Raw genomic sequence first — 23,805 nt, forward strand, 5'->3', positions numbered from 1 at the left:
AGACCCAAAAAAGGCGCTTATTCATGAATAAGCGCCTTTTTTTATGGGGTTCAGGTAGATAATGAACAGATATTACAAACCTAATCTAAAGTGACCAGGCCTGGTCACTTTAAAAATCAGCTATTTAGGCGTTTGTGCCGCATAATAAGCCGCTAGATCTTTGATCTCTTTATCGGTTAACCCTTTAACAAAAGCAGCCATAGTGGCGTCTTTACGGAAGCCATCACGGAAGTCTTTCAGTTGTTTTTCAAGGTAGGTTGCATGCTGTCCGGCTAGTTTAGGAAAGTTTGGCACCATGCTGTTTCCAGCCGCACCGTGGCAACCGACACAGGTGACCGATTTAGCTGGGGCATCCATCGCGTTGGCTGAAACAGAAAATAAGAAACCCGTCGTGATTGCTGTAAGTAGTAATGTTTTCATCATCATTCTCTTTGAATTTAAATAGTTGAAATTTTTATTACCTTATTTAAAGCCATGTCTACTTGTAAATCAAGCGACAAACTCAAAGAGTTCAACTTACTGTCTCTTTGATAGAATAAATTTGAGGTAAAAAAAAACCGCCCGAAGGCGGTTTTTCACTAAAACGCTATAAATTATAGAGAAGAAGTGTAAGCAGCGATGTTTTCAATGTCTGCGTCAGAAAGACCAGCAGCCATTGGAGCCATCATAGAAGTCATAGGACCTATTTGCTCACCATTTTTGTATTTGTGCAATTTAGCAACGATATCTGCTGCAGCTTGACCTGCTAATTTAGGACCAACTCCGCCTTCAGCAGCCATACCGTGACAACCTACACATGTAGCGAAAGAAGCTTTACCCGCATTTGCGTCAGCAGCTTGAGCAGCTGCACCAAAAGAAACTAATCCAGCCGCAGCCAGAGCAATAATTGTATTTTTCATAATGTACTCTCCAAAGCACTATTTAAATGGTTCGGGCCTTTCGACCCTGGTGCCTATTACAGTCGAAAAGGCCTTCTGAGTCAAGATAGAAGAGTTGAGCAATCCTTAATATTTACTGGAAAGATGCCTTAATAAGTAATAGGGGGTATAAAGTATTGATAGAAATTAACGTTTCTCTTTAAAAAGGCTGTCTTCGAGTATGAAATTAGGTCCCTGATCGGTATTTTAAATTAGGTTCACCACTTTCATTTCAATTGTCTATTAAGTGAATATAATGATAGTTTGTTCGGTAAAATGGTCTTTGATATAGAAGTGAAAAGCATCGGTCGTGGATTTAATTGACCTCAATGACAAAATGAGTGAGTTGTTTTGAATGCCTAACGAACCCAACGGATTAAAAGTGTTATAGCACGAGGAAGTGATTTTGATTAGATTGTGGTTAGTTGTATTAGTGTTGACAGGGATAAGCTGGCTAGTGTTGAAATTAGCCCAAAAATCTATTCATTTGGGTTGGGTGTTTTTATTCTGGATAGTGGCGATATTTGGGAGTACTGTCTTATTGTATGGACTGTCGGTTTTGTTGGCAGGCCTTTAGAGAGGCGTATCCAACCTAACCTAATTAAGTATCGACTAGAGCTGATTCTGTAACTGTGTGGAGATCCCCCCTCCCTAGTTAGTGTTCAGGTTCGCTTTTAAACTCTTCAAGCATGCGCTGGAAGCTCAAGTAACGACTGTAAGCTATCTTACCCGATTCAACCGCATCTTTAATGGCACAGTTGGGTTCTATGCTATGCGTGCAGTTATTATATTTACAGTGACCTAAAAAGGGTGCAAAATCAGGGTAGTAACTTGCGAGTTCATTAACTGAACAAGCGGTTGGACTAAACTGTCGAATGCCGGGAGAATCGATGAGATTTCCACCATCTTGTTGGGATTGATCCATGCTGGGTAGGTGATATAGAATGCTGTTTGTTGTTGTGTGTTTGCCCAGCCCTGTGGCTTCAGAGAGCGTGCCAACTCGAATGCCTAAATCAGGGATTAGGGCATTAATCAGAGAAGACTTACCTGCACCTGATGGACCCACAAAAACGCTATTTTTGCTATTCATAAAGCTCTTCAGTTCTTGCAGTCCAGCCTGCGAGATCGTGGAAGCGGGTAGAATTTCAATCCCAAGTTCTGCATAGGGTTCCAACAGTGCCGCAATAGTATCCCAATCTTCATCGTCCTCTAATAAATCGACTTTGTTAATGATGATAATTACCGGTATGTCTAGCTGGGCAGCACCGACTAAATAGCGGTCAATCATATCAGGATGAATGCCTGGTAATACCGGCATCACGATACCAATAAAATCGATATTTGCCGCAATCATTCGCGTTTGGCCTCGAAAACCTGGACGACTAAATTCATGAGTTCGGGGTAAAACGCTCACCACTACGCCAGTACCTGCTTCAATATCCGTTTGCCAAATGACCTGATCGCCTGCAACAAGTTTCCCCAGGTGCTGGCGAATGGCGCACTTAAAATGTTCGCCCGATTCTGCTTCCACTAAAACGCGTTTTCCAAAGCTGGTAATGACTAGGCCAGGTTGTTCCGTCCCAAGCAAACTCATATCAGAGGTTTTTTTAGGCAGAACAGCAGACGTGTCAGCAGCACTTTTTTCAGAAGTTTGCTTTTGTCTTTTGGTGTTGACTCGGCGGGTTTGCTGGTCAGTGAGTTTACGTTTGGCCATAAAGTGATTGAAACCTTATTTTTAGTGTGTAACTAAAGTGAGAAACCTAATGTGACGTGTGAAGTGAAACCCAATAAAGAATTACCACAAGATTGGAGTCGGCTAATCACTTAATGTCCATTAATCCAGTAGAGCGTTAATTTTAGCGGCCATAATCATGTCGTTATTGGTTAAGCCTTTGGCATTATGGGTGGTCAACGTGATTTTTGCACTGTTGTAGCCAAAACAGATTTGCGGATGATGATCTTCTTTATTCGCTAACCAAGTGACCGCATTTACAAAACCTATGGTCTGCTGATAGTTTTTAAAGCTAAAGGTTTTAGACATGTTTAGATAATTTAGCGGTGCATCCCAGCCCGTTAAATGGCTTAAGTTGCTTTCAATGGCTGGAATGATTAAAGGCTTAGCCCCTTTCGGTATCTCTTCACAGCGTAATTGAGTCAGTTCTTGTGATAAAGTCATTTTTGATGTCATCCCTATAATGTCTAAATGAATTTGACGTCGCCTTTGTGACGAATTTTCTAATGATGATTCTTGCCGATTAACGTTTTTAAATGGTCAATACGAATTTTAGCGGGTGGATGGCTATCATGATAAGCCGAAAAACTCGGGTCAGGCGTTAAGGTGCTGGCATTATCTCGGTACATTTTCAATAAGGCAGAAATCAGATGTTCTGCACCCACATGTTTTGCGGCAAATGCATCGGCTTCAAATTCATGTTTACGGCTTTTAAGTGCACTGATTGGCCCCATGAAAAAGAACAGTGTGGGAACGGCGGTCATAAACAACAGTAGGGCAATGGCTGGTGTTTGAGAGCTCATTCCTAAACCACTGTAAAACGCGGGTAATTGAATCAACCAGCCCAGTAAGGCTAATCCTGCTAGGGTCAAGACGGTGCTTTCAATCAATTTTTGGCGAATATGACCATGTTTGAAGTGGCCTAACTCATGGGCTAAGACCGCTTCCACTTCTTCTGGGCTGAGTTTCTCTAATAAGGTATCAAAGAACACGATGCGTTTGTTTTTACCCATGCCTGTGAAGTAAGCGTTGCCATGGCCTGAACGCGATGAACCATCCATCACAAAAATGCCGTTAGATTCGAATCCGGTGCGCTCTAACAACTGGCTAATACGATGTTTCATTGCTTCATCTTCTAAGGGTGAGAATTTATTGAAAATCGGTGCAATCCATTTTGGGTAAGCCCACATCAAAACAAACTGAAAACTCATCCAAACTACCCAAGTATAAAACCACCAGGCCTGGTCAATATAATTCGTCATAATGCTGACTACCACCCAGATAAGCGGGATACCTAATACGATCATTAAGGCCCACTGCTTTAACAAGTCTGTGAAGAATTTTAGCGGAGTCGTTTTATTAAACCCAAATGCAGCTTCAATTTTGAAGGTGCTTATAATCGAAAAAGGCAGATGCAATAAAGAGACAAACCATAAGGCAGAAAGTAAAAATACCACATCTCGCCAAACAGGGTCTAAGGCCGTGGTTAACCAGAGGTTATAGATGTCTTGAAAACCTCCGCCTAATGTCATAAATAACAAGATAGCGGCATCATAAAACAATCCCAAACGACTGAGTTGTAATTTAGAACGACTGTAGTCAGCGGCCTTTTGGTGGGCTTCTAAGGTCACCACGTCACTAAATTCTTCAGGCACACTTTGGCGATGCTTCCCGATATGGAATTGATTTTTGATATTAAGCCAAACTTCAATTAAGACATTTAAGCTTAGGGCGAATAAGAATAAAGGGGTAATCCAGTTCATAAGGCTCTTTCTACCGTTTAGATGTTGGGGTTTCTATTTTTAAAAGGAGTTTTTACGTTAATATAACGACATATTGTATGTGAAAAGAGAACCTATTATGAAGTCTGATAAGAATTTAATTTGGATTGATTTGGAAATGACCGGATTACACCCTAAAACAGATCGAATTATTGAAATAGCAACGGTGATTACCGACAGTGAATTGAATGTATTAGCCGAAGGGCCTGTATTGGCTATCCAAACGGAGCAATCTACGCTTGATAGTATGGGGGAATGGTGCACCACGCACCATGGAAAATCCGGGTTAACCAAAAGAGTTCAAGAAAGTTGGGTGACGATGCAAGACGCTGAACGCTTAACCATTGAATTTTTAAAGCAATATGTGTCTGCAGGGAAGTCTCCAATGTGTGGTAATAGTATTTGTCAGGATCGTCGATTTATGGTTGAGCAGATGCCCTCGTTAGAACGATTTTTCCATTATCGAAATCTGGACGTCAGCACGCTTAAAGAACTTGCTAGACGTTGGGCGCCGAAGGTTTATCAATCACATAATAAAAGTGGTGCGCATTTAGCATTAGCGGATGTTCATGAGTCCATTGATGAGTTACAGCACTACCGGAAAAATATGTTTGTGGCAGAATTCAATTGAAGCTAAAAAGCGTTATGGTCCCTTAACGTTCATTATAGGGAGACTCTAAATAGTGTATTAAGCCGTTAGCCGTTTTTAGTGAAAAACGTGTAATCGATAGCTTTTTAATGCAAAATTCAAGCTCACTTTATATTTTCGAGTGGTGAGTTTAGGTTTGAAGATAATGCTTTTCTTCCTAAAGGTTTCCAATTTAGACCTTATATGGCAAATTTATTCAAACAAAGCACGGCTTTGGGTTTATAACACGCTCAAAATTTTATATAATCCTTCCTTTTCCGCGTGCAAACCACGTGGATGTATTAATAAACCTTAGTTAGTCTTTTCGGATCGTCTTTTTTGTCTATTTAAATATCAGATAAATGCAGTCTATTTTTGGAAGGATTTAACGTAATTAAAAGGACCAATGTTGTGGAAATGACTGGTGCTCAAATTCTTGTAAACTACCTAGAAGATGAGGGCGTAGAGCATATTTGGGGGTATCCTGGTGGAGCTGTTTTGCCTATTTATGATGCCCTTGATACTGACGCTAAAAAAGTAAGCCATATTTTAGTCCGTCACGAACAGGCTGCAGTGCATGCTGCAGACGGTTATGCGCGCTCTACAGGAAAGCCAGGAGTGGTTCTTGTAACCTCGGGACCCGGGGCGACTAATGCCGTCACTGGGATCGCGACCGCCTATATGGATTCAATTCCGTTGGTATGCATTACGGGTCAGGTGGCTACGTCACTGATCGGTTTAGATGCATTTCAAGAGATTGATACCACAGGGATTACAAGACCCATCGTCAAACACAACTTCTTGGTCAAGAATGTCGATGACCTTGCTATTACGCTCAAAAAAGCATTTTATTTAGCAACAACTGGCCGACCTGGCCCGGTTGTGGTCGACATTCCGAAAGATGTACAAACCGCCAAAAGCAACTATGCATTCCCACAAGAAGTTGAGATGCGCTCCTACTTGCCTGTAACAAAAGGGCATAGCGGACAGATTAAGAAAGCTGTAGAAATGATGCTTTCAGCTAAACGACCTATTTTATATACGGGTGGAGGAGTCATTTTAGGTGATGCTTCAGCCGAGTTAACAGAGTTAACGCATAAACTAGGATTTCCGATTACTCAAACATTGATGGGTTTGGGCGCTTTTCCAGCGTCCGATAAACAATCTGTCGGTATGTTGGGTATGCACGGTACTTACGAAGCCAATTTATCAATGCATCACAGTGATTTGATCATTGCGATAGGCGCCCGTTTTGATGACCGTGTGACCGGGAATTTAGAAAAATTCTGTCCGGATGCTAAAATTATTCACGTCGATATAGATCCCGCTTCTATTTCGAAAAACGTATTAGTCGATATTCCAATTGTCGGTCCAGTGAAGCAAGTCGTCACTGAAATGTTGGCAAATTTGGAAAAAACTAAATTAAAGTCAGATGAAAAGGCTTTGGCTGCGTGGTGGGCTCAAATTGAAGAGTGGCGTGCGACTGAATGTCTTCGCTATGACACTATGGGGGCAAAAATTAAACCTCAAGCGGCTGTTGAAGCGGTTTGGAAAGCGACTAAGGGAGACGCCTATGTTTCTTCCGATGTCGGTCAACATCAGATGTTTGCGGCACAGTACTATCCATTTGACAAGCCGCGTCGTTGGTTGAACTCTGGCGGCTTAGGAACTATGGGCTTCGGTCTTCCGGCGGCCATGGGAGCGGCGTTGGCTTTCCCAGATGAAATTATTGTCTGTGTCACCGGTGAAGGTTCTATTCAAATGAATATTCAGGAACTATCAACCTGTTTACAGTATGGGTTTGCGATCAAGATTATTTGTTTAAATAATGGTTTCTTAGGTATGGTTCGTCAGTGGCAAGAGTTCTTCTATGAGCGACGTTATTCAATGTCTTACATGGAGTCATTGCCTGATTTCGTTAAACTAGCGGAATCTTACGGTCATGTCGGTGTGCGCATTGACAATCCAAAAACAATGACGGCACAGTTGGACGAAGTGTTCTCTGAGAAATATAAAGATCGTTTGGTTTTTGTTGACATCATCACGGATCAACAAGAGAACGTCTATCCAATGATTCCTGCAGGCGCAGGTCTCAATGAAATGATTTTGGTATAGGAGTATAAGATGAAACATATTATTTCTATGCTAATGGAAAACGAAGCCGGGGCTTTATCTCGTGTGTCAGGACTTTTCTCAGCGCGTGGCTACAATATTCACGCGTTAACGGTTGCACCAACTGAAGACGATTCCTTATCACGTTTAACGTTGGTCACCAGTGGGACAGCTCAAGAGGTTGAACAAATCGTTAAGCACCTTAATCGCTTAGTAGATGTGGTCAAAGTTCTGGATTTAACCGAAGGTTCACATATTGAGCGTGAACTGATGTTGATTAAACTTTCAGCAACGGGTGATCTGCGTGAAGAGTATAAGCGCTTGGCGGATATTTTTCGTGGCGATATTATTGATGTGACAACGACAACCTATACGATTCAGATGGTCGGGCAATCTAAAAAATTAGATGCCTTCATTGATGCGTTAGATTCAGGATTGATTCTGGAAACCGTGCGTTCAGGAACGGTGGGTGTGTTACGCGGCGAAAAGTGTTTACACGTCTAGTCTGGTAAACCCGCGTAATACTTGACTAAAAATTGTCCGCCCTTAAAATAGCGGATAATCAAAACTCTAAAAATTAAATATTATTAACTACGAATATAAAATGTCTTTATATTCATACATTTAAAGGTTTTAACATGAACGTTTATTACGATAAAGATTGTAATCTATCTATCATCCAGGGCAAAAAAGTGGCCATCATCGGTTTTGGTTCTCAGGGTCATGCGCACGCAGCTAACCTAAAAGATTCGGGTGTAGATGTTACTGTGGGTCTACGTGCTGGTTCTTCTTCAATTGCTAAAGCGGAAGGTTACGGTCTTAAGACGGCTGACGTTGCAACGGCTGTTGCTGGTGCGGATGTTGTTATGATCCTTACACCAGATGAGTTTCAATCTGTGCTTTATAAAGAAGAGATTGAGCCTAACATCAAGCAAGGTGCTGTTTTAGCATTCGCTCACGGTTTTGCAATCATCTATAACCAAGTCGCTCCTCGTAAAGATTTAGATGTCATTATGATTGCTCCAAAAGCACCGGGTCACACAGTACGTTCAGAATTCGTCCGTGGTGGCGGTGTTCCTGATCTTATCGCAATCCACCAAGATGCTTCTGGTAACGCGAAAGAAGTTGCGTTAGCTTACGCTTCTGGTGTTGGTGGTGGACGTACTGCAATCATCGAAACAACTTTCCGTGACGAGTGTGAAACGGATCTGTTTGGTGAACAAGCAGTTCTTTGTGGTGGTGCAGTTGAGCTTGTTAAAGCTGGTTTCGATACTTTGGTTGAAGCTGGGTATGAACCTGAAATGGCATACTTCGAGTGTTTACACGAGCTTAAGTTAATTGTTGATTTAATGTTCGAAGGCGGAATCGCTGATATGAACTACTCAATCTCAAACAATGCTGAGTACGGTGAATATGTAACCGGTCCTAAGGTAATCAACGCTGAGTCACGTGAAGCAATGCGCATTGCATTGAAGAACATCCAGTCTGGTGAATATGCTAAGCAGTTCATTTTAGAAGGTCAGTCTGGTTACCCATCAATGACTGCTGCGCGTCGTAACAACGCAGAGCACGGCATTGAAGTAGTTGGTAAAAAGCTACGTACCATGATGCCTTGGATTGCAGCGAATAAGATCGTAGATCAAGACAAAAACTAATTTTTTAGCGGCTTGTTTTGCCCAGCTCTGCGTTGGTTCCTGGCTCGTTTAGTCATCCTAAACTTCACCAGAAACCGCCTTGATCTGAACAAAAACGCTCGCTAAAATAGTTTGATTGAAAACCCGCATTCTATTTGAGGTGCGGGTTTTTTATTGTCTGAAATTTGACCAGGCCTGGTAGGGTTTTTTGCCAATCTCTGTGGTGCTGATTAAAAGGCTCGCTAAATGGTTTTATTGAAAACCCGCATTCTCTTTGAGGTGTGGGTTTTTTATTGCCTTAAATTTAGGGAACGTGAGTTTGACCAGGCCTGGTCAAATTCATATTTGGGTATTTGAGAGTTGCGATAGGAACTGTTTTAGACGTCAATTCAAGCAAAATGGCCAAAGATTGGCCATTTAAGAAGGCGGTGTGCGAGGATTGTTAGAATTTGAAAGAAGGGCTTTCACCGGCATTAATCAAAGAGTCTAAGTCTGTTTCGAACAGCGTTTCAACTTCCCATTCCTGATTGCTAATGCGAGTCAGAACTTGTGCTGTCATCGCTGGAGAGTATCCGGAAATGACTCCAAGACGACCGCCCAATTTTAGTTTCTCTTTATAGGCTTGCGGGATTTCAGCAACAGAACCTGTTAATACAATCACATCATATTCTTGACCGTCTTTCCAGTCAGAGCTGCCATCACCGATTTCAAAGTGAATATTGTCAAAGTTGATTAAACGAGGTTTTGCTGTCTCCTGAATTTCTGCATAGAGTTCAACGCTCGTTACGTCTTTAGCAACCTTGGCGATAAGCGCCGTCAAGAAACCACTGCCAGTACCAATTTCTAAGACACTGTCTTCTGAATCAATGTCTAAAGCTTGCAGTAGTCGACCTTCAACTCTTGGAAACATCATTGTTTGACCTTGTCCAATAGACAGTTCAATATCACTGTACGCAAGGCCTTCATTGCCTTCCTTAACAAAAAAGTGACGAGGAACGTCCATAAATAGGTCAAGTATCTTTGGGTCAAGGACATCCCATGGGCGAATTTGTTGTTCTACCATGAAGAATCGAGCCTGATCTAAGTTCATATGATTGTCCTTTGTCTGTCTTTTTAAGCGATTTCGTTATGGGTTTTTAGCTTCATGTTATACCGGTCACGAGTCTAATTGATTCGCTTTGCTAATATGTGACCTGAAATTTTAACCAAAGGATTATATCCAAAAAAAGCCCTTTTATGGATGTTAATTCACTAGGGATGGATGTTAATTCACTAGGGAAGCGCTTTCTTGTGAATAAAGGCTTAAAAATTCATGTTAATATCTGTGTCTATGAATAGATCACTGCCCGCGACCTTACTGAGTCAAATTGCTGTAGAGCATCAAGCCGTTCTTAAAGAGTGCCATACAGCCGCTCTGCTGCCTCGTCTGTTTGCGGACAGTACGCATCAAGTCTGGTCATGTCTTTATGGATATGATTCTGAAGAGTTAAATTGCGTGCTTAAAGTCTGTTCTGTTGAGGGTGTCCGTCATTCGCCGTTTTGGCAAGCGATGCAACAGTTATTTTCGTTCGATTTTGCTCATGAGATGGGTCGTTATGGCCTTGTTTATCAACACGTTAAGAGTATGACTCCTTTAAAGATTCCACGTTTAATTGCCGCAGGTTCGGCAAATAAAGTCAATCAAAGTGGCTTTTTGTTAACCGAATTTGTGGATGGCAAGGTCATAGAGCCCAATAAAATTGGTGTACCGCATATTGAGCAGCTCGCCCATCACCTTGCGGCTTTACACCAAAGCACTCAAATTGTTTTTGGACCTTTATATGCTCCACAGTTGTCTATCGATTTGTGGGGTGACGCTTTAGCAAAAACCTTAAAAGATTTAAGCAGAGCGCAAAATATTGATTTGAGGATTGCAGATGACATAATTAGGCAGATAGCGAGTCTAGAGATTGATGCTTTTTATCCTATTATGCCGGATTTGCGTTGGGATCAGTTTTTAGTGACGGATGATGGTGTATTGAATCTAATTGATTTAGATGGGCTGGTATGGGGGCCAAGAGAGCTTGAACTGGTCTTAATTGAGTATCTATTAGACCCGTCGCAGTTAGACGTGTTCAAGGCTGTTTATACGCGATCACACGTTATGCCCGATTTGGACTCAGTACGAGATGTTTATCGATTGTTATTGTTTGTTATGAATGTCCTAGGAGAATCCGATTTAGAGAAGTGGATGGGGCACCCTGTCAGATTTAAATAACTCATGAGGGATGAGTTATTTTGTCAGGGGTGATATGACTTGTATTACGCAGTTTGGGCCTGGATTTGTAGAGCACGCCAGTTTTTGTAGCCATAAATCGCCAATGCTAGATAGACCAGAAACATCAAAATGGTGACGTAATAACCTGTTTGGAAGTAGAGTGTAATCGCCGCGACATTAATGACCATCCAATAAAGCCAGTTTTCTAATACTTTTCGAACCATTAGGGCTGTATTCATGACAGAAAATACAGTGACAGCTGCGTCTAAAAAAGGTAAGCGGTTTCCCGGAATGCTGGATAAGTAGAGTCCAATTAAGCTTGTTAACATGATTCCGATGCCGATAAAGAGTGCATGAAATTTGAGTGGACGGTTTGATATTCTGAGATTATCTTTAGGCGTTGTTTGTTGTTGCCATAGTATAAAGCCATAGACGGCCATACCCATATAGTAAACGTTCAAAATCGCTTGCATGGGCAGTTGGCCTTTCCAAAACAATACGGTGTAGATGAGTGTGCTCACAAGCGCTGCAGGCCAGCACCAAATAGACTCTTTAGCGGCTAGAATCACATAAAGAATTCCCAAGCTTGCTGCTAACCACTCCCAACCTGATTGGGCTAATAGTGCATTTAAAACGATGGAGATTGGGTTTTCTTCAGCAAACATGAATGTTTGCCTTTTCTCGATCCGTGCCAATCAATTTAATCACAAAAACCGTTTCTGGAATCTGTTCCAAGACATTGAGTATTTCCGTATCTAAGGTGTCCATTACGTCTCGATAGTTGCCATAGATATGGGTTGACATACTATTGCGCTGGATCGTGACGCTCGGATTTTTTGCTAAACGTTCAATGAAGTCAATAATTGGCTGACAGAACTCTTCTCTAAGCGGGTACATGCTGATTTCAACAGAGACTTTCATGGGTTGGTTCCTTTGTATTAGGCGATAAAAAAGGGCTCGAAAGAGCCCTTAGTTTAGCAGAGGTCTAGAAATAAACTCTAGCGGTAATTCCCAGTTGGCGTGGGTCACCAAGCTTGATATAAGTCTTTTCAACAGAATACGTCGGTTCGTTTGCGAAATGATAGCCACGAGTTGCATAGCGTTCATCCGTTAAGTTTTTGCCCCAAAGGTACGCTTCCCAATTGTCTCCTTCATAACCAAGTTGTGCATTGTAAATAGCATAAGAATTGGATTTGTAAGAGTGAGTATTACTAAAGTAGAAACTGTCCATGCCTTGTGTATCGGCTCTAAAGAAAATGCCTTTTTCTCCACGATATTGAAAACCAAACGTGTATTGATAGCTTGGTGCATGAGCTTGATCACGGTCAGAAACTTTAATGACTTCAGAAGCTGATATTCCTTTAACATCAGTTTGTAAAAGTCCAAGTGAGGCAAATAACTTATAGTTTGTTTTAGGGATCCAGTCAATATTCGCTTCTAAACCATAATTCGTTGCGGAGTCGAAATTTTCTTTATAAAACACATAATTGTTGCCGACATAACTATAGCCATCAAACTGCGGGTTTTTTCTATCCATATAAAACACGCTAATGTCCGTTTTAATAGTATTGTTAGCAAGGGTTGCTTTATGCCCAATTTCATAATTGATTAGGGATTCTTTTTTAAATTGAATCAAGTTGTTTTGTGCAGAGGGGAGTCCTATATTAAAACCACCTGCTTTATATCCTCTTGAAATGCTCGCGTAGGCTTGGCCGGCATTAATCATTTTTCTCGTTAGGCTTAGACCACCGCCCCAGAGGGTATCATTTGGTGAATAATATTCACTGTTGTTGTCGGTGTAACGGGTATTGTTGTTTTCAATTCTAAGGCTCGGAGAGAGTGTCCAGCGAGCATCGAGTTGAATATCTAGTTGACCGTAAGCGGCAAGTTTATTCATTGCATAGTCGCTGATAAGGTTTGCGCCATAATTATCTGTGGTGTGGTTTTGTTCACTTAGCTTTGAACCATAAAAGCCTAGTAGCCAGTCTGTTGATTGGTTGAGTATTCTGGATTTGGGGGTAGAGGTTAGGCGAATATCTTGAGTCAATGTTTGACGTTCTTTCTTATTTTGGTAATAGTAAGCATTATCAAAAATCGTTATGTTGTCTACATTCGTATGAAATCCAGGGTAGACCCAATCACCATCATAGGCATAAATCATATCTGAATGGGCAATAGATGTTTTACTTTCTACGACAAAGTTCGGGTTGCTCGTTGAATGGATGTTAATACCCATCGCTGAACTTTTTTGAGTATCTTTACCCGGTTGGTCAGAAAGGGTGGTGAAAGAGTTGTCCAGAGACCAGGCATCATAACCATTGTCTAAGTTTGCGTGCATAAGGGTCAAATCTACACGATTTTCACTGTTAGGGAGAAAGCGAAATTTTGCACGGGCATTCAATTCATCATGCTTGTTAGTGTCATCTCTATTTAAATAATTATTTTGTCTAAAGCCATTGTCTTGAGTTTTTTGAATGGCAATACGGTATTGAGGTGCAAATTCTGCAGAAGAAAAAGCGCCTGTCGTCATCACACCTACTTGGCGTAGGTTGTCTTGTCCAACTGTTGTCTCTATTAGGCTTTCTCGTTCGGCCTGTGGGTCATTGGTTTTAATGTTGATTAACCCACCGAGTGCGCTGGCACCATAGCGTGTTGATTGAGGGCCTCTTAGGACTTCCACCTGCTTGGTATCGAATAAGTTACTGGTCATACCAATGCCACTGAAATCAATATCATCAATAGCTAGGCCAATGCTAGAGTTGGGTGCACCCGTGTATTCATCTCTTTCACCAATTCCGCGTATTTGAATATGCCTTGCTCGAGAAGATTGCCCTGAATAATTGACATTAACCGTTTTTAACAGAATATCATCTAAATGTGTAATACCTTGATCTTGAAGTTCTGCTTGGGTTATGACATCAACACTGGCAGGAATATCTTGTTCAGAAGTTTCACGAAGATCGGCTGTCACAATAATGGGTGATAACGTTTCAGTAGAGTTGTCTGCATAGCTGGTAGTTGGGATTAAACAGGTCAAAATCACTGCTTGAATGGGGTTGATCTTAAATCGCATGGATTTACTTCCTTTTAAAAGTTTTAAAAGGACAGGAATACAGAAAGCTAGTGCATTAAGGTGTGGCGAATTTGATGATTGGGATCAAACGCCAGGTAAAAATGTAACACAATGTATTTAGCCTGTCCCTACGCCAGAATTATCTGGATCAGGTTCATAGGGTTTTCAACGTATTGAAATCTCAGGCTAAATGTAAGCCGCCCCTAGGCAATTGTTTTTTAATTTATGACTAAATTGAAAAACGGAAGAATTCTACCGCATTTTTGTGTCAGAATTAGAATAATTTAGCATTTAACCCAATTTAAAGTACGTGAATTTACGAATTAATAGCAAGAGAAGTCAATATGTCTGAAGAGGTGGCTAATAAGCCTAACATTAGTAAGGCAATTCTAGAGCGTTTACAGTCTCTGGAAGACCTACCGCATTTTCCAGATGCACTGATTAAATTAGAGTACGTTTTATCGACGGATGAAAACATCAAAATTGATGAGATTGTTCAATTGATTGTTCAAGATCCTAGGCTTGTTGCAGGTTTAATAGGTGTGGTGAATACCGCTAAATATACGACGGGTAATCATATTACAGATTTGGCTGAAGCCATCAGTCGTGTTGGACTAAAAGATGTACGTTTAATGGCGCATGCTATCAATTTTAAAGAGTCTTTTAAGCGAAAGCCGCCTTTTAGCCAAACTCGTTTTATCAAGCATGCGTTGTTGTCGGCATTTATTGCACAAGGTCTCGCAAAGGTTTTAAAGCTAAATTCAGGGGATGCATTTCTCTGTGGTCTCATGCGAGATATTGGAATTTACTTATTAGCGATTGAGGATCGAGAAGGGTATTTAAAAGTGATTAAGTTGGCTGGTTATGATATTTCGAAGCTCACACGCTCTGAGGTCACCGTTTTCGGTACTCAGCATGCCATGATGAGTGCGAGATTATTGCAGAAGTGGGGGTTTCCTCAGGAAGTTGTTCTTGGGATTGCTCACCACCATGCTCCAGATAAAGCGGCTCCTCAATTTCAGCCTTATGCCTATTTAACGTATTTGGCAGAACAGGCGGTGTTTAGATTAAATATTGATAACGGTATTGCGGATTTATCTGCGGGCGATCAAGAGTCACCGTCACTGTCTCTTTTGAGAGCTCTTAATCAGGTTGGATTGACGCTGGAAGCTTATGATGAATTGATTCATAAAGCCTATGAAGCAGCGGAAGAGGTTGGTTTGCACAATTAATTCATTCATGATGGTCTTTACTTTACATTTCAATTTCAATTTTCGTTCTGACCAGGCCTGGTCAAAAGTTTTTGACTTTATTCTGAATTAAATATTGAATAATTTCGTTATTCATTTCAGCTTTAAATAAGAAAATGCTAAAATGCTCAGCTGAATTTTAACTTTACTTCTTAATTTGTATATTTCAAGAGAATAAATCAATGCCAATCATTACGTTACCTGACGGTTCAACCAAACAATTCGACGAAGCTGTTTCTGTTATGCAAGTGGCAGAAAGCATTGGGGAGGGGCTTGCAAGAGCGACGGTTGCTGGACGAGTAAATGGTGACCTAGTGGATGCGTGTGATCTCATTACCGGCGATGCTTCTTTAGAGCTTGTCACGATGCGTGATGAAGATGGTGTACATATTATGCGTCACTCTTGTGCCCACCTGTTGGGACACGCATTAAAGCAACTCTATCCTGATGTTAAAATGGCCATCGGGCCAGTTATCGAGAATGGTTTTTATTATGATATCGAAATGGAACACAAGGTTACGCCAGACGATTTAAAGCAAATCGAAAAACGTATGCTGGCCTTGGCGAAAACCAAATACCCTGTTGTTAAAAAGATGTTGTCGCGTGACGAAGCCGTGGCCACTTTTGAAGCACGTGGGGAAGATTATAAGCTAGAGTTGATTCGTAACTTGCCAAATGAGACTGAATTTGGATTTTACTTTCATGAAGAGTATGTCGATATGTGTGTAGGTCCGCATTTACCGCATATGGGCTTTGTAAAGGCACTTAAGTTAACGCATGTTGCGGGTGCTTATTGGCGCGGTAATTCTGAAAATACTATGTTGCAGCGCATCTATGGTGTTGCTTTCTCCGACAAGCAAGCGCTTAAAGACTACTTGCTGATGATGGAAGAAGCTGAGAAACGTGACCACCGTAAATTAGGTAAGACACTTGATTTGTTTCATCTTGAAGATGTCTCTCCTGGCATGGCTTTCTGGCATCCGAAAGGCACGACTTTGTATCGTGTTGTAGAGGAATATATGCGCAGTCAATTAATTGAAAATGACTATGAAGAAGTTCGCACCCCTTTGATTATGGATCGCTCATTATGGGAGAAATCAGGTCACTGGGACAAATTTAAAGATAATATGTTTACCACCGAAACCGATAATCGGGATTATGCGGTGAAGCCGATGAACTGTCCCGGGCATATTCAGGTTTATAACCGTCAACTGCACAGTTACCGTGATTTACCAATCCGTATTGCAGAGTTTGGCTTGGTGCATCGTAATGAACCATCTGGTACCCTGCATGGTTTGATGCGTGTACGTTCTTTCACCCAAGATGACGCGCATATCTTCTGTACAGAAGAGCAGATTAAAGCAGAAGTTCAAGCCTGTATTGATTTGGTTTTTGAAACCTATGCTGATTTCGGTTTTGATAATATCGCTATTAAGTTCTCAACTCGCCCAGAGCAGCGTGTTGGCGCAGATGCTGTCTGGGACATGGCTGAGGCGGCGTTAGAAGAAACGTTGCAAGACGCTAACTTAGATTATGTGTTGCAACCGGGTGAAGGTGCCTTCTACGGCCCTAAGATTGAATTCCAGTTGAAAGACTGCATTGGACGCGTGTGGCAGTGTGGAACAATCCAATTAGACTTCTCCATGACACAAGCAGAACGGTTAAATGCTGTCTATATCGGTAAAGATAACGAGAAGCATCATCCTGTTATGATTCACCGAGCCATTTTGGGTTCACTTGAACGTTTTGTGGGTATTTTGATTGAACATTACGAAGGTAAGTTCCCAACTTGGTTAGCACCGACGCAATGTGTAATTGCCTCAATTTCGGAAGTCCACAACGAATATGTGGCCGAAATGAGTAAAAATTTGAAAAAACATGGCTTTAGAGTCGAATCGGACTTGAGAAATGAGAAGGTTGGGTTTAAAATTCGCGAGCATACTATGCAACGTGTTCCATATATCTTAGTGGTGGGTGATCAAGAGATGGAAAACGGGTCGGTAAATGTTCGTGCTCGTGGAGGTGAAAACCTAGGAAGCTTTACACTTGCACAACTCGTTGATTTGCTTACGACAGATATTGGTAATTTGGGCAGAGTTAGCGCCTAAACCAATCGTAAACGAACAGACAAAACAAAATTTTTTAATAATTGGAGGATATTGCTATCGCAATTCGAAGAGGCCGTGGAAGACCACAGCAACCTGAAGCACCAAAAGATAGAATTAATAGCGCGATTACTTCGCCTGAAGTACGCCTAGTAGCATCAGACGGGGAGCCTTTAGGCGTCGTCACCATTCAAGAAGCTTTTGATGCAGCTCAGGAAGCTGGGTTTGATTTGGTAGAAATTACCGCGAAAGCAAATCCACCAGTTTGTAAAATTATGGATTATGGTAAGTACCTTTACCAGCAGCAAAAAAAGCAGCACGATGCTAAGAAAAATCAAAAGCAAGTGCAGCTAAAAGAAGTTAAGTTTCGCCCAGGAACTGAAGAGGGAGATTATCAGGTAAAACTACGCAACCTGGTGAAATTCCTAAATAATGGAGATCGCGTCAAGGTAACTATATGGTTCCGTGGCCGCGAGATCACTCATAAGGAACTGGGATTGAAGATGTTGGAACGTATTCGGGATGATATTCAAGAGGTTGCGACCGTTGAACAAATGCCGAAAATGGAAGGCCGTCAAATGCAAATGATGGTTGCCCCAACAAAGAAAAAGTAAGGTTTGATTTTAAACCTTGCTTAACACAACAGTCGGGACTTCTGCTTATGTAAGTAAGTAGGGGTTACTGGTGCAGCTCCTTCAGTGCTGTTCGTTGTTCCGAAGTAGATTGTAAATTTTTGCAGTCTTATTAAAAAACCAAGTGACCTTTTAAAAGGGACCACTTAAATGCGGAGTTTCAATTAAATGCCAAAGTTGAAAACAAACAGTAGTGCTAAAAAGCGCTTCTCTAAAACTGGCTCAGGTCGTTTCAAGTGTAAACAATCTCATCTTCGTCATATTTTGACTAAGAAATCGACTAAGCGTAAACGTCAACTTCGTTCTGGAAGTATGATTCACGATCACGATGTAGCGATGGTTCGCCGCATGTTACCGTTCGCTTAATTGGAGATTTAAGACATGGCAAGAGTTAAAAGAGGTGTCGTAGCACGCCGTAGACACAACAAAGTATTAAAGCAAGCGAAAGGTTATTACGGAGCTCGTAGTAAAGTTTTCCGTGTTGCTAAGCAAGCAGTTATCAAAGCTGGTCAGTATGCATACCGCGATCGTCGCACTAAGAAGCGTCAATTTAGACGTCTTTGGATTGCACGTATCAACGCTGCAGCACGTATGAATGGAATGACGTATAGTCGTTTTATCAACGGCCTGAACCTAGCTCAGATTGCTGTTGACCGTAAGGTTCTTGCAGATATCGCTGTACATGATGCAGCCGCTTTTACTGTTTTCGCTGAAAAAGCCAAAGCAGCATTAGTGTAAAGAAATTGGACTAGGCTAGCCTAGGCCATTTCTTCTTTAGGGGGCTTCGGTCCCCTATTTTTTTATAGATTCCTGTTTTATTCAAAACAATCTTCTTAGCTTAAATAACGATTAAAGATTTCATTGATGAATCGCACCTGCTGATTTTTTAGACTGTAGTGAAATGTTTAATCTTTATTAAATCCTTTTTGGGACATTTAAAACATGCAAGAACAACTCCAAACAATCATTTTAAAGGCACAAGAGGCCGTTTCTGGTGTCACTGAGTTAGCAAAATTAGATGACATTCGTGTTCAATACCTTGGTAAAAAAGGTGAACTGACCGATATGATGAAAATGTTGGGTAAATTGTCAAATGAAGAGCGTCCGAAAGCGGGGCAAATCATTAACGAAGCCAAGCAAATGGTTCAAAGCATTTTGAATGCTAAGAAAAGAGAGTTGGACGATGCTAAGTTAGCGAAACAACTCTCGGAAGAGACCATTGATGTAACCCTACCTGGACGCGATGTCGATGTCGGAAGTTTGCATCCGGTAACACGTACCCTAAATCGAATTGAAACCCTGTTTTCAAAAGCGGGCTTTGATATTGAAACCGGCCCGGAAATTGAAGATGATTGGCATAACTTTGAAGCCTTAAATATTCCAGAAACCCATCCTGCACGTGCCATGCATGATACCTTCTATATCAATGAGAGTACGGTTTTAAGAACCCACACTTCGGGTGTGCAGATTCGTACCATGGAAAATAAAAAACCTCCCTTGCGTATCATTGCTCCAGGGCGTGTGTATCGTTGTGACTCTGATCAGACACATACGCCTATGTTTCACCAAATCGAAGGTTTGATTATTGAAAAGAATGCCAGCTTTGCGCAATTGCGTACATTGCTAATTGAATTCTTACGCCAGTTCTTTGAAGATGAAAACCTTGAAACACGTTTTAGACCCTCCTATTTTCCTTTTACAGAACCTTCCGCAGAAGTGGATATTGCGACGGATTTATTTGGAGATGGTCGTTGGATAGAAGTGCTGGGTTGTGGGATGGTGCATCCAAATGTATTGAGAAATGTAGGCATTGACCCAGATGAATATACTGGACTAGCCTTTGGGTTGGGTGTCGAACGTCTAGCAATGTTGCGCTACAACGTGAAAGACTTACGCCAGTTCTTTGAAAACGATTTACGTTTTTTACAACAGTTTAAATAAACCCGGCCTGCTGAAATACGCTTACGAGACAAAGAATTATGAAATTTAGTGAAAATTGGTTAAGAGAGTGGACAAATCCTCAGTGGGATACAAACACATTATCTGAAAAATTAAGTTTAGCCGGTCTAGAAGTCGACGGCGCAGAAGCTGTTGCAGGTCAATTTACCAATGTTGTAGTGGGTCATGTCTTATCCGTTGAAAAACATCCTGATGCTGATAAATTAAATGTAACTCAAGTTGATATCGGTGAAGCAGAGCCTGTACAGATTGTGTGTGGCGCCAAAAATGTCTTCGTTGGCATGAAAGCTTGTTGCGCTAAAGTCGGTGCCGTCTTGCCAGGTGATTTTAAGATTAAGAAAGCTAAATTACGCGGTGTGCCATCCAATGGCATGTTATGTGGTGCCACTGAGATTGGTCTCGCGGATGACGGTGTTGATGGTCTATTAGTACTTGATTCTGAGGCTCCAGTTGGTCAAGATATTCGTAAATATCTAGATTTAAACGATATGAGCATTGAGGTGGATTTAACCCCTAACCGTGCTGACTGTTTCAGTGTGCAGGGAATCGCGCGTGATGTACGTGCGATTAGTGGCGTAGCTTTGACCCAGCCGTTCGACATTAAAGACATGTCGGGTGATCGTGCTTGTACACAAACGGTTACCGTTTCTGAAAGCCAGGCCTGTCCAAAATATCTAGGCTGTGTCGTTACAGATTTTAATACTCAAGCTAAAACACCACGGTGGATGGTTCAAAAACTTGAACGTTCAGGACTTCGTCCATTGAGCCTTGTGGTTGATATCACCAACTATGTCTTGATGGAGTTGGGTCAACCGATGCACGCTTTTGATCTTGCTAAAATTCAAGGGTCAATCGAGATCCGTTTAGCCAAAGCAGATGAAAAACTCACCACTTTAGATGACAAAGAATTAACTCTTAAAGAAGATACTTTAGTCATTGCAGATGATTCAGGGGCCATTGCGTTAGCTGGAATTATGGGGGGAGTATCCACTTCGGTCACCGCTGAAACAGATGCGATATTCTTTGAATGTGCACATTTTTCACGTTTAGCGATCACTGGTAAAGCACGTAAATACGGTCTGCATACAGATTCGTCCATGCGTTTTGAGCGTGGTGTCGATCCAATGCTGCCAGAAAAAGCTTTAAATCGAGCATTACAGTTGTTCACGGACATTGCCGGCGGAACGGTTAGTGTCTTTAATCGTATTATCTCAGAAGCCGATTTACCCAAACCAGTTACGATCGAATTACGTCGTGCTACGATTGGCAGTCGCTTAGGGGTTGAAATTGAAGACGCTCAAATCCTAGAGATTTTTAAGCGGTTAGATTTTGAAATGGTGGCTACGGATGCTGGCTGGATGATGACGGCTCCGAGCTACCGTTTTGATATGTCCATTGAAATGGATTTGATTGAAGAAGTCGGACGTATCTTCGGCTACAATAACCTTCCAGAAACACCTGTTTTGGCACCGATGGTTTTGAATGAATTACCAGAAGATATTCAGTCTTTAATGTCGTTGAAAATAGCACTTGTGCAGCGAGGCTTTAATGAAGTCGTTACCTATAGCTTTGTTGAAGAGGTTAAGCAGAAGTTGCTAGAACCTGATCTACCTTATGTGCTGTTACAAAATCCCATTTCAGATGATATGAAAGCCATGCGTACCAGTTTGTTCCCTGGTTTATTACAAACGGTCGCTTACAATCAAAATCGTCAACAGCCACGCGTTCGAATCTTTGAAACAGGCTTGGTCTTCTATAAAAACGATTCTGATCCAACAGGAGCAACGCAAGTGCCAATGATGGGCGGTGTCATTGCGGGCCAAGTTGCTGCATCTGGTTGGGATGAAGCAGAACGTCATGTAGACTTCTACGACCTTAAAGGTGATGTAGAAACCCTGGTTCGTATGAGTCATCAACTTGCCCATATTCGTTTTGAAGCCTGTCAGCATCCCGCATTGCACCCAGGGCAATCTGCGAGCATTCTTAAAGATGGCAAAGAGGTCGGAATCATGGGGCAGTTACACCCTAGCTTGGTGAAAGCTATGGGCGTAAGCGGCCATGTTTATATGTTCCAAATCCGCCAAGATGCATTAATGCACATGCAAATACCTGCTGCACAAGCCGTCTCAAAGTACCCAGAAGTACAGCGTGACTTGGCTTTTGTTGTTGATGAGAATCTCTCAGCTCAAGCTTTGATTGATGCTGTTGTATCGGTGAAGTCGGAGATCTTCAAAGCGGTTGAGTTGTTTGACATTTACCGTGGACAAGGAGTGGATCCGACCCAGAAAAGCATCGCTTTAACATTAAAAATTCAACACGCTGAAAGAACGCTTCAGGACGAAGAAGTTGAAGCCTTGGTCGCCAATATTTTAAAAGCGGCAAAGCAAGCGGTGAATGCAGAACTAAGATAAAAAACAACATTACAGACTAGATATATAGAAATAGGAATAAAAATACAAATGACTTTAACAAAAGCAGACATTGCTCAGAACTTATCAGACACTTTTGGTTTCAATAAAAGAGAGTCTAAAGAGCTTGTTGAACAATTCTTCGACGAATTGAGTGAAGTTCTAGTAGCCGGAGAACAAATTAAATTATCTGGATTTGGCAACTTTGAACTGCGTGATAAAGCCTCACGTCCTGGACGTAATCCTAGAACAGGAGAAGATGTTCCCATTTCAGCAAGAAGAGTGGTAACATTTAAACCTGGACAAAAATTACGTGCGCAAATAGATAATTATGGCAAAGCCTAAGAATCAATCAAACACCTCAGCGCAACTTGAAATAGAGTTGCCTGACAAAAAGTACTTCACCATTGGTGAGGTGGCAGAACTTTGCCAGTTGAAGTCACATGTATTACGCTATTGGGAACAGGTGTTTCCTCAGCTTGAACCCAGCAAACGTAGTGGCCGTCGCTACTACCAGCGAATAGATGTCGAGTTAGTATTAGAAATAAAGTCTTTATTGCATGATCAAGGTTTTACGATTCCAGGTGCCAAAGCCAGGCTTTCTAAAGGGGCTGTGGATCTGACGAATAGTGCGCTGTCAAAAGAGCAAAAAACAGCCATGGAACTGTTGCAGACGATGCAAAGTGAGTTGTTACAGTTTAGACAATACATTAAGAGTCGTTTCTAGGTCTTAAAAACAGTTTATTTGAAGTCATAACGTCGCTATAATAAGCGCCGTTACTCATTTTCAAAGTGAGTCAATAAAATCTATTCGGGGTGTAGCGCAGCTTGGTAGCGCACTTGACTGGGGGTCAAGTGGTCGCAGGTTCAAATCCTGTCACTCCGACCACTATTGTTTGAGTTTAACTCAAAAATTTTCTTCTACTTATTTTCTAATATTACGTCTGATCATATTACCCATAATAAAAGCTATTGCTGGCTATTGCTTAACGTTAAGTCAGGTTATTGGCGACGATTTTTCTGTTGTATTTCTAAAAGAATAATTTCTCTTAATCGTGAACCCGCCAGGGCTTCATCATGATGTATGCTCGCTTGAATGAGTTCTTTCCATGTCTTTTGTAATTGCTTCTCCAGCTCAGAATTATTCATAACTAAACTCCATTAAATGTTGATAATAGTAATATTTTATTACTTTTATTCATTAAAATCAACTGTTTAATTAATCGTGACCAATACAACGCCCAGTATGAATGGGTTTAAGCAAAAAAATAGGCCGTTACACTTTACTTGGACTGACCACTAACTGTGGTGTTTATC

At 41.5% G+C, this 23,805-nt stretch carries 24 protein-coding genes, 1 tRNA gene and 1 riboswitch; of the genes, 15 read left to right on the plus strand and 10 right to left on the minus strand.

Translation table 11 applies throughout. From position 1 onward, the window contains the following. Window positions 1–120 precede the first annotated feature (120 nt). From F612_RS0100765 to F612_RS0100785, 5 genes are all read right to left on the minus strand, one after another. Window positions 121–420 carry a c-type cytochrome gene (locus F612_RS0100765; protein ID WP_019555831.1) on the minus strand — a complete coding sequence of 100 codons (300 nt, stop codon included), beginning with the start codon at window positions 418–420 and terminating at the stop codon, window positions 121–123. Window positions 421–593: 173 nt separating this feature from the next. Next, window positions 594–899 (minus strand): c-type cytochrome, encoded by a 306-nt coding sequence (locus F612_RS0100770; protein ID WP_019555832.1) that lies wholly within the window; start codon window positions 897–899, stop codon window positions 594–596. A gap of 673 nt (window positions 900–1,572) precedes the next feature. Further along, window positions 1,573–2,631 (minus strand): ribosome small subunit-dependent GTPase A, encoded by a 1,059-nt coding sequence (rsgA, locus tag F612_RS0100775; RefSeq protein ID WP_019555833.1) that lies wholly within the window; start codon window positions 2,629–2,631, stop codon window positions 1,573–1,575. A 120-nt stretch (window positions 2,632–2,751) separates the two neighbouring features. After that, entirely contained in the window at window positions 2,752–3,093 is a 342-nt protein-coding gene (locus F612_RS0100780; RefSeq protein ID WP_026329545.1) for a 4a-hydroxytetrahydrobiopterin dehydratase, read from the minus strand. Between the two features lie 59 nt (window positions 3,094–3,152). Further along, window positions 3,153–4,412, minus strand: coding sequence for a M48 family metallopeptidase (locus F612_RS0100785; RefSeq protein ID WP_019555835.1), 1,260 nt, complete (start codon window positions 4,410–4,412; stop codon window positions 3,153–3,155). A 97-nt stretch (window positions 4,413–4,509) separates the two neighbouring features. Here F612_RS0100785 and orn point away from each other — a divergent pair, with 97 nt between their 5' ends. The 4 genes from orn to ilvC all read left to right on the plus strand — a co-directional run bounded on the left by orn (window position 4,510) and on the right by ilvC (window position 8,825). Continuing rightward, on the plus strand, window positions 4,510–5,061 hold the full coding sequence (orn, locus tag F612_RS0100790) for an oligoribonuclease (RefSeq protein ID WP_019555836.1): 552 nt from the start codon (window positions 4,510–4,512) through the stop codon (window positions 5,059–5,061). 408 nt (window positions 5,062–5,469) lie between these two features. After that, entirely contained in the window at window positions 5,470–7,173 is a 1,704-nt protein-coding gene (locus tag F612_RS0100795) for an acetolactate synthase 3 large subunit (protein ID WP_019555837.1), read from the plus strand. A 9-nt stretch (window positions 7,174–7,182) separates the two neighbouring features. Beyond that, window positions 7,183–7,674 carry an acetolactate synthase small subunit gene (gene ilvN / locus F612_RS0100800; protein WP_019555838.1) on the plus strand — a complete coding sequence of 164 codons (492 nt, stop codon included), beginning with the start codon at window positions 7,183–7,185 and terminating at the stop codon, window positions 7,672–7,674. Between the two features lie 134 nt (window positions 7,675–7,808). Further along, on the plus strand, window positions 7,809–8,825 hold the full coding sequence (gene ilvC / locus F612_RS0100805) for a ketol-acid reductoisomerase (RefSeq protein ID WP_019555839.1): 1,017 nt from the start codon (window positions 7,809–7,811) through the stop codon (window positions 8,823–8,825). Between the two features lie 421 nt (window positions 8,826–9,246). Here ilvC and F612_RS0100810 read toward each other — a convergent pair whose 3' ends face one another. After that, entirely contained in the window at window positions 9,247–9,894 is a 648-nt protein-coding gene (locus tag F612_RS0100810; protein WP_019555840.1) for a protein-L-isoaspartate O-methyltransferase family protein, read from the minus strand. 222 nt (window positions 9,895–10,116) lie between these two features. Here F612_RS0100810 and F612_RS12805 point away from each other — a divergent pair, with 222 nt between their 5' ends. After that, on the plus strand, window positions 10,117–11,061 hold the full coding sequence (locus F612_RS12805; RefSeq protein WP_019555841.1) for a phosphotransferase: 945 nt from the start codon (window positions 10,117–10,119) through the stop codon (window positions 11,059–11,061). A gap of 44 nt (window positions 11,062–11,105) precedes the next feature. Here F612_RS12805 and pnuC read toward each other — a convergent pair whose 3' ends face one another. The 3 genes from pnuC to F612_RS0100830 form a co-directional block, all read right to left on the minus strand. Continuing rightward, window positions 11,106–11,726: a nicotinamide riboside transporter PnuC gene (gene pnuC / locus F612_RS0100820; RefSeq protein ID WP_019555842.1), complete on the minus strand. Its 621-nt coding sequence runs from the start codon at window positions 11,724–11,726 to the stop codon at window positions 11,106–11,108. Further along, window positions 11,716–11,982, minus strand: a complete 267-nt coding sequence (locus F612_RS0100825) for a YkoF family thiamine/hydroxymethylpyrimidine-binding protein (protein ID WP_019555843.1) — start codon at window positions 11,980–11,982, stop codon at window positions 11,716–11,718. The genes pnuC and F612_RS0100825 overlap by 11 nt, the downstream gene beginning before the upstream one ends. 64 nt (window positions 11,983–12,046) lie before the next feature. Further along, entirely contained in the window at window positions 12,047–14,134 is a 2,088-nt protein-coding gene (locus tag F612_RS0100830) for a TonB-dependent receptor (RefSeq protein WP_019555844.1), read from the minus strand. 107 nt (window positions 14,135–14,241) lie between these two features. Beyond that, a riboswitch (TPP riboswitch) is annotated at window positions 14,242–14,349 on the minus strand. 129 nt (window positions 14,350–14,478) lie between these two features. On the opposite strand from F612_RS0100830, the gene F612_RS0100835 reads away from it, so the two are divergent. The 10 genes from F612_RS0100835 to F612_RS0100875 all read left to right on the plus strand — a co-directional run bounded on the left by F612_RS0100835 (window position 14,479) and on the right by F612_RS0100875 (window position 23,377). Beyond that, a complete protein-coding gene (locus tag F612_RS0100835) occupies window positions 14,479–15,366 on the plus strand; it encodes an HDOD domain-containing protein (protein WP_019555845.1) in 888 nt (295 codons plus the stop codon). 200 nt (window positions 15,367–15,566) lie between these two features. After that, the gene (thrS, locus tag F612_RS0100840; protein WP_019555846.1) at window positions 15,567–17,492 is read left to right on the plus strand and encodes a threonine--tRNA ligase; all 1,926 of its coding nucleotides are present in this window, start codon (window positions 15,567–15,569) and stop codon (window positions 17,490–17,492) included. 62 nt (window positions 17,493–17,554) lie between these two features. Then, complete coding sequence (infC, locus tag F612_RS0100845; protein WP_157760487.1) at window positions 17,555–18,103, plus strand: translation initiation factor IF-3; 549 nt, start codon at window positions 17,555–17,557, stop codon at window positions 18,101–18,103. Window positions 18,104–18,289: 186 nt separating this feature from the next. Beyond that, window positions 18,290–18,487, plus strand: a complete 198-nt coding sequence (gene rpmI, locus F612_RS13090) for a 50S ribosomal protein L35 (RefSeq protein ID WP_083917250.1) — start codon at window positions 18,290–18,292, stop codon at window positions 18,485–18,487. A gap of 15 nt (window positions 18,488–18,502) precedes the next feature. Beyond that, window positions 18,503–18,859 carry a 50S ribosomal protein L20 gene (gene rplT / locus F612_RS0100850; RefSeq protein WP_019555848.1) on the plus strand — a complete coding sequence of 119 codons (357 nt, stop codon included), beginning with the start codon at window positions 18,503–18,505 and terminating at the stop codon, window positions 18,857–18,859. Window positions 18,860–19,063: 204 nt separating this feature from the next. Beyond that, on the plus strand, window positions 19,064–20,062 hold the full coding sequence (gene pheS, locus F612_RS0100855) for a phenylalanine--tRNA ligase subunit alpha (protein ID WP_019555849.1): 999 nt from the start codon (window positions 19,064–19,066) through the stop codon (window positions 20,060–20,062). Window positions 20,063–20,100: 38 nt separating this feature from the next. Beyond that, a complete protein-coding gene (pheT, locus tag F612_RS0100860) occupies window positions 20,101–22,491 on the plus strand; it encodes a phenylalanine--tRNA ligase subunit beta (protein ID WP_019555850.1) in 2,391 nt (796 codons plus the stop codon). A 48-nt stretch (window positions 22,492–22,539) separates the two neighbouring features. Continuing rightward, a complete protein-coding gene (locus tag F612_RS0100865) occupies window positions 22,540–22,833 on the plus strand; it encodes an integration host factor subunit alpha (protein WP_019555851.1) in 294 nt (97 codons plus the stop codon). After that, window positions 22,820–23,215: a MerR family transcriptional regulator gene (locus tag F612_RS0100870; protein WP_019555852.1), complete on the plus strand. Its 396-nt coding sequence runs from the start codon at window positions 22,820–22,822 to the stop codon at window positions 23,213–23,215. Before F612_RS0100865 ends, F612_RS0100870 begins: the two co-directional genes overlap by 14 nt. Window positions 23,216–23,300: 85 nt before the next feature. Next, a tRNA-Pro gene (locus F612_RS0100875) sits at window positions 23,301–23,377 on the plus strand. A 113-nt stretch (window positions 23,378–23,490) separates the two neighbouring features. Here F612_RS0100875 and F612_RS13185 read toward each other — a convergent pair. After that, window positions 23,491–23,637 carry a hypothetical protein gene (locus tag F612_RS13185; protein WP_019555853.1) on the minus strand — a complete coding sequence of 49 codons (147 nt, stop codon included), beginning with the start codon at window positions 23,635–23,637 and terminating at the stop codon, window positions 23,491–23,493. Window positions 23,638–23,805: the final 168 nt, after the last annotated feature.

It is taken from the genome of Thiomicrorhabdus arctica DSM 13458, from assembly GCF_000381085.1.
GTDB classification, from domain to species: Bacteria; Pseudomonadota; Gammaproteobacteria; order Thiomicrospirales; family Thiomicrospiraceae; genus Thiomicrorhabdus; species Thiomicrorhabdus arctica.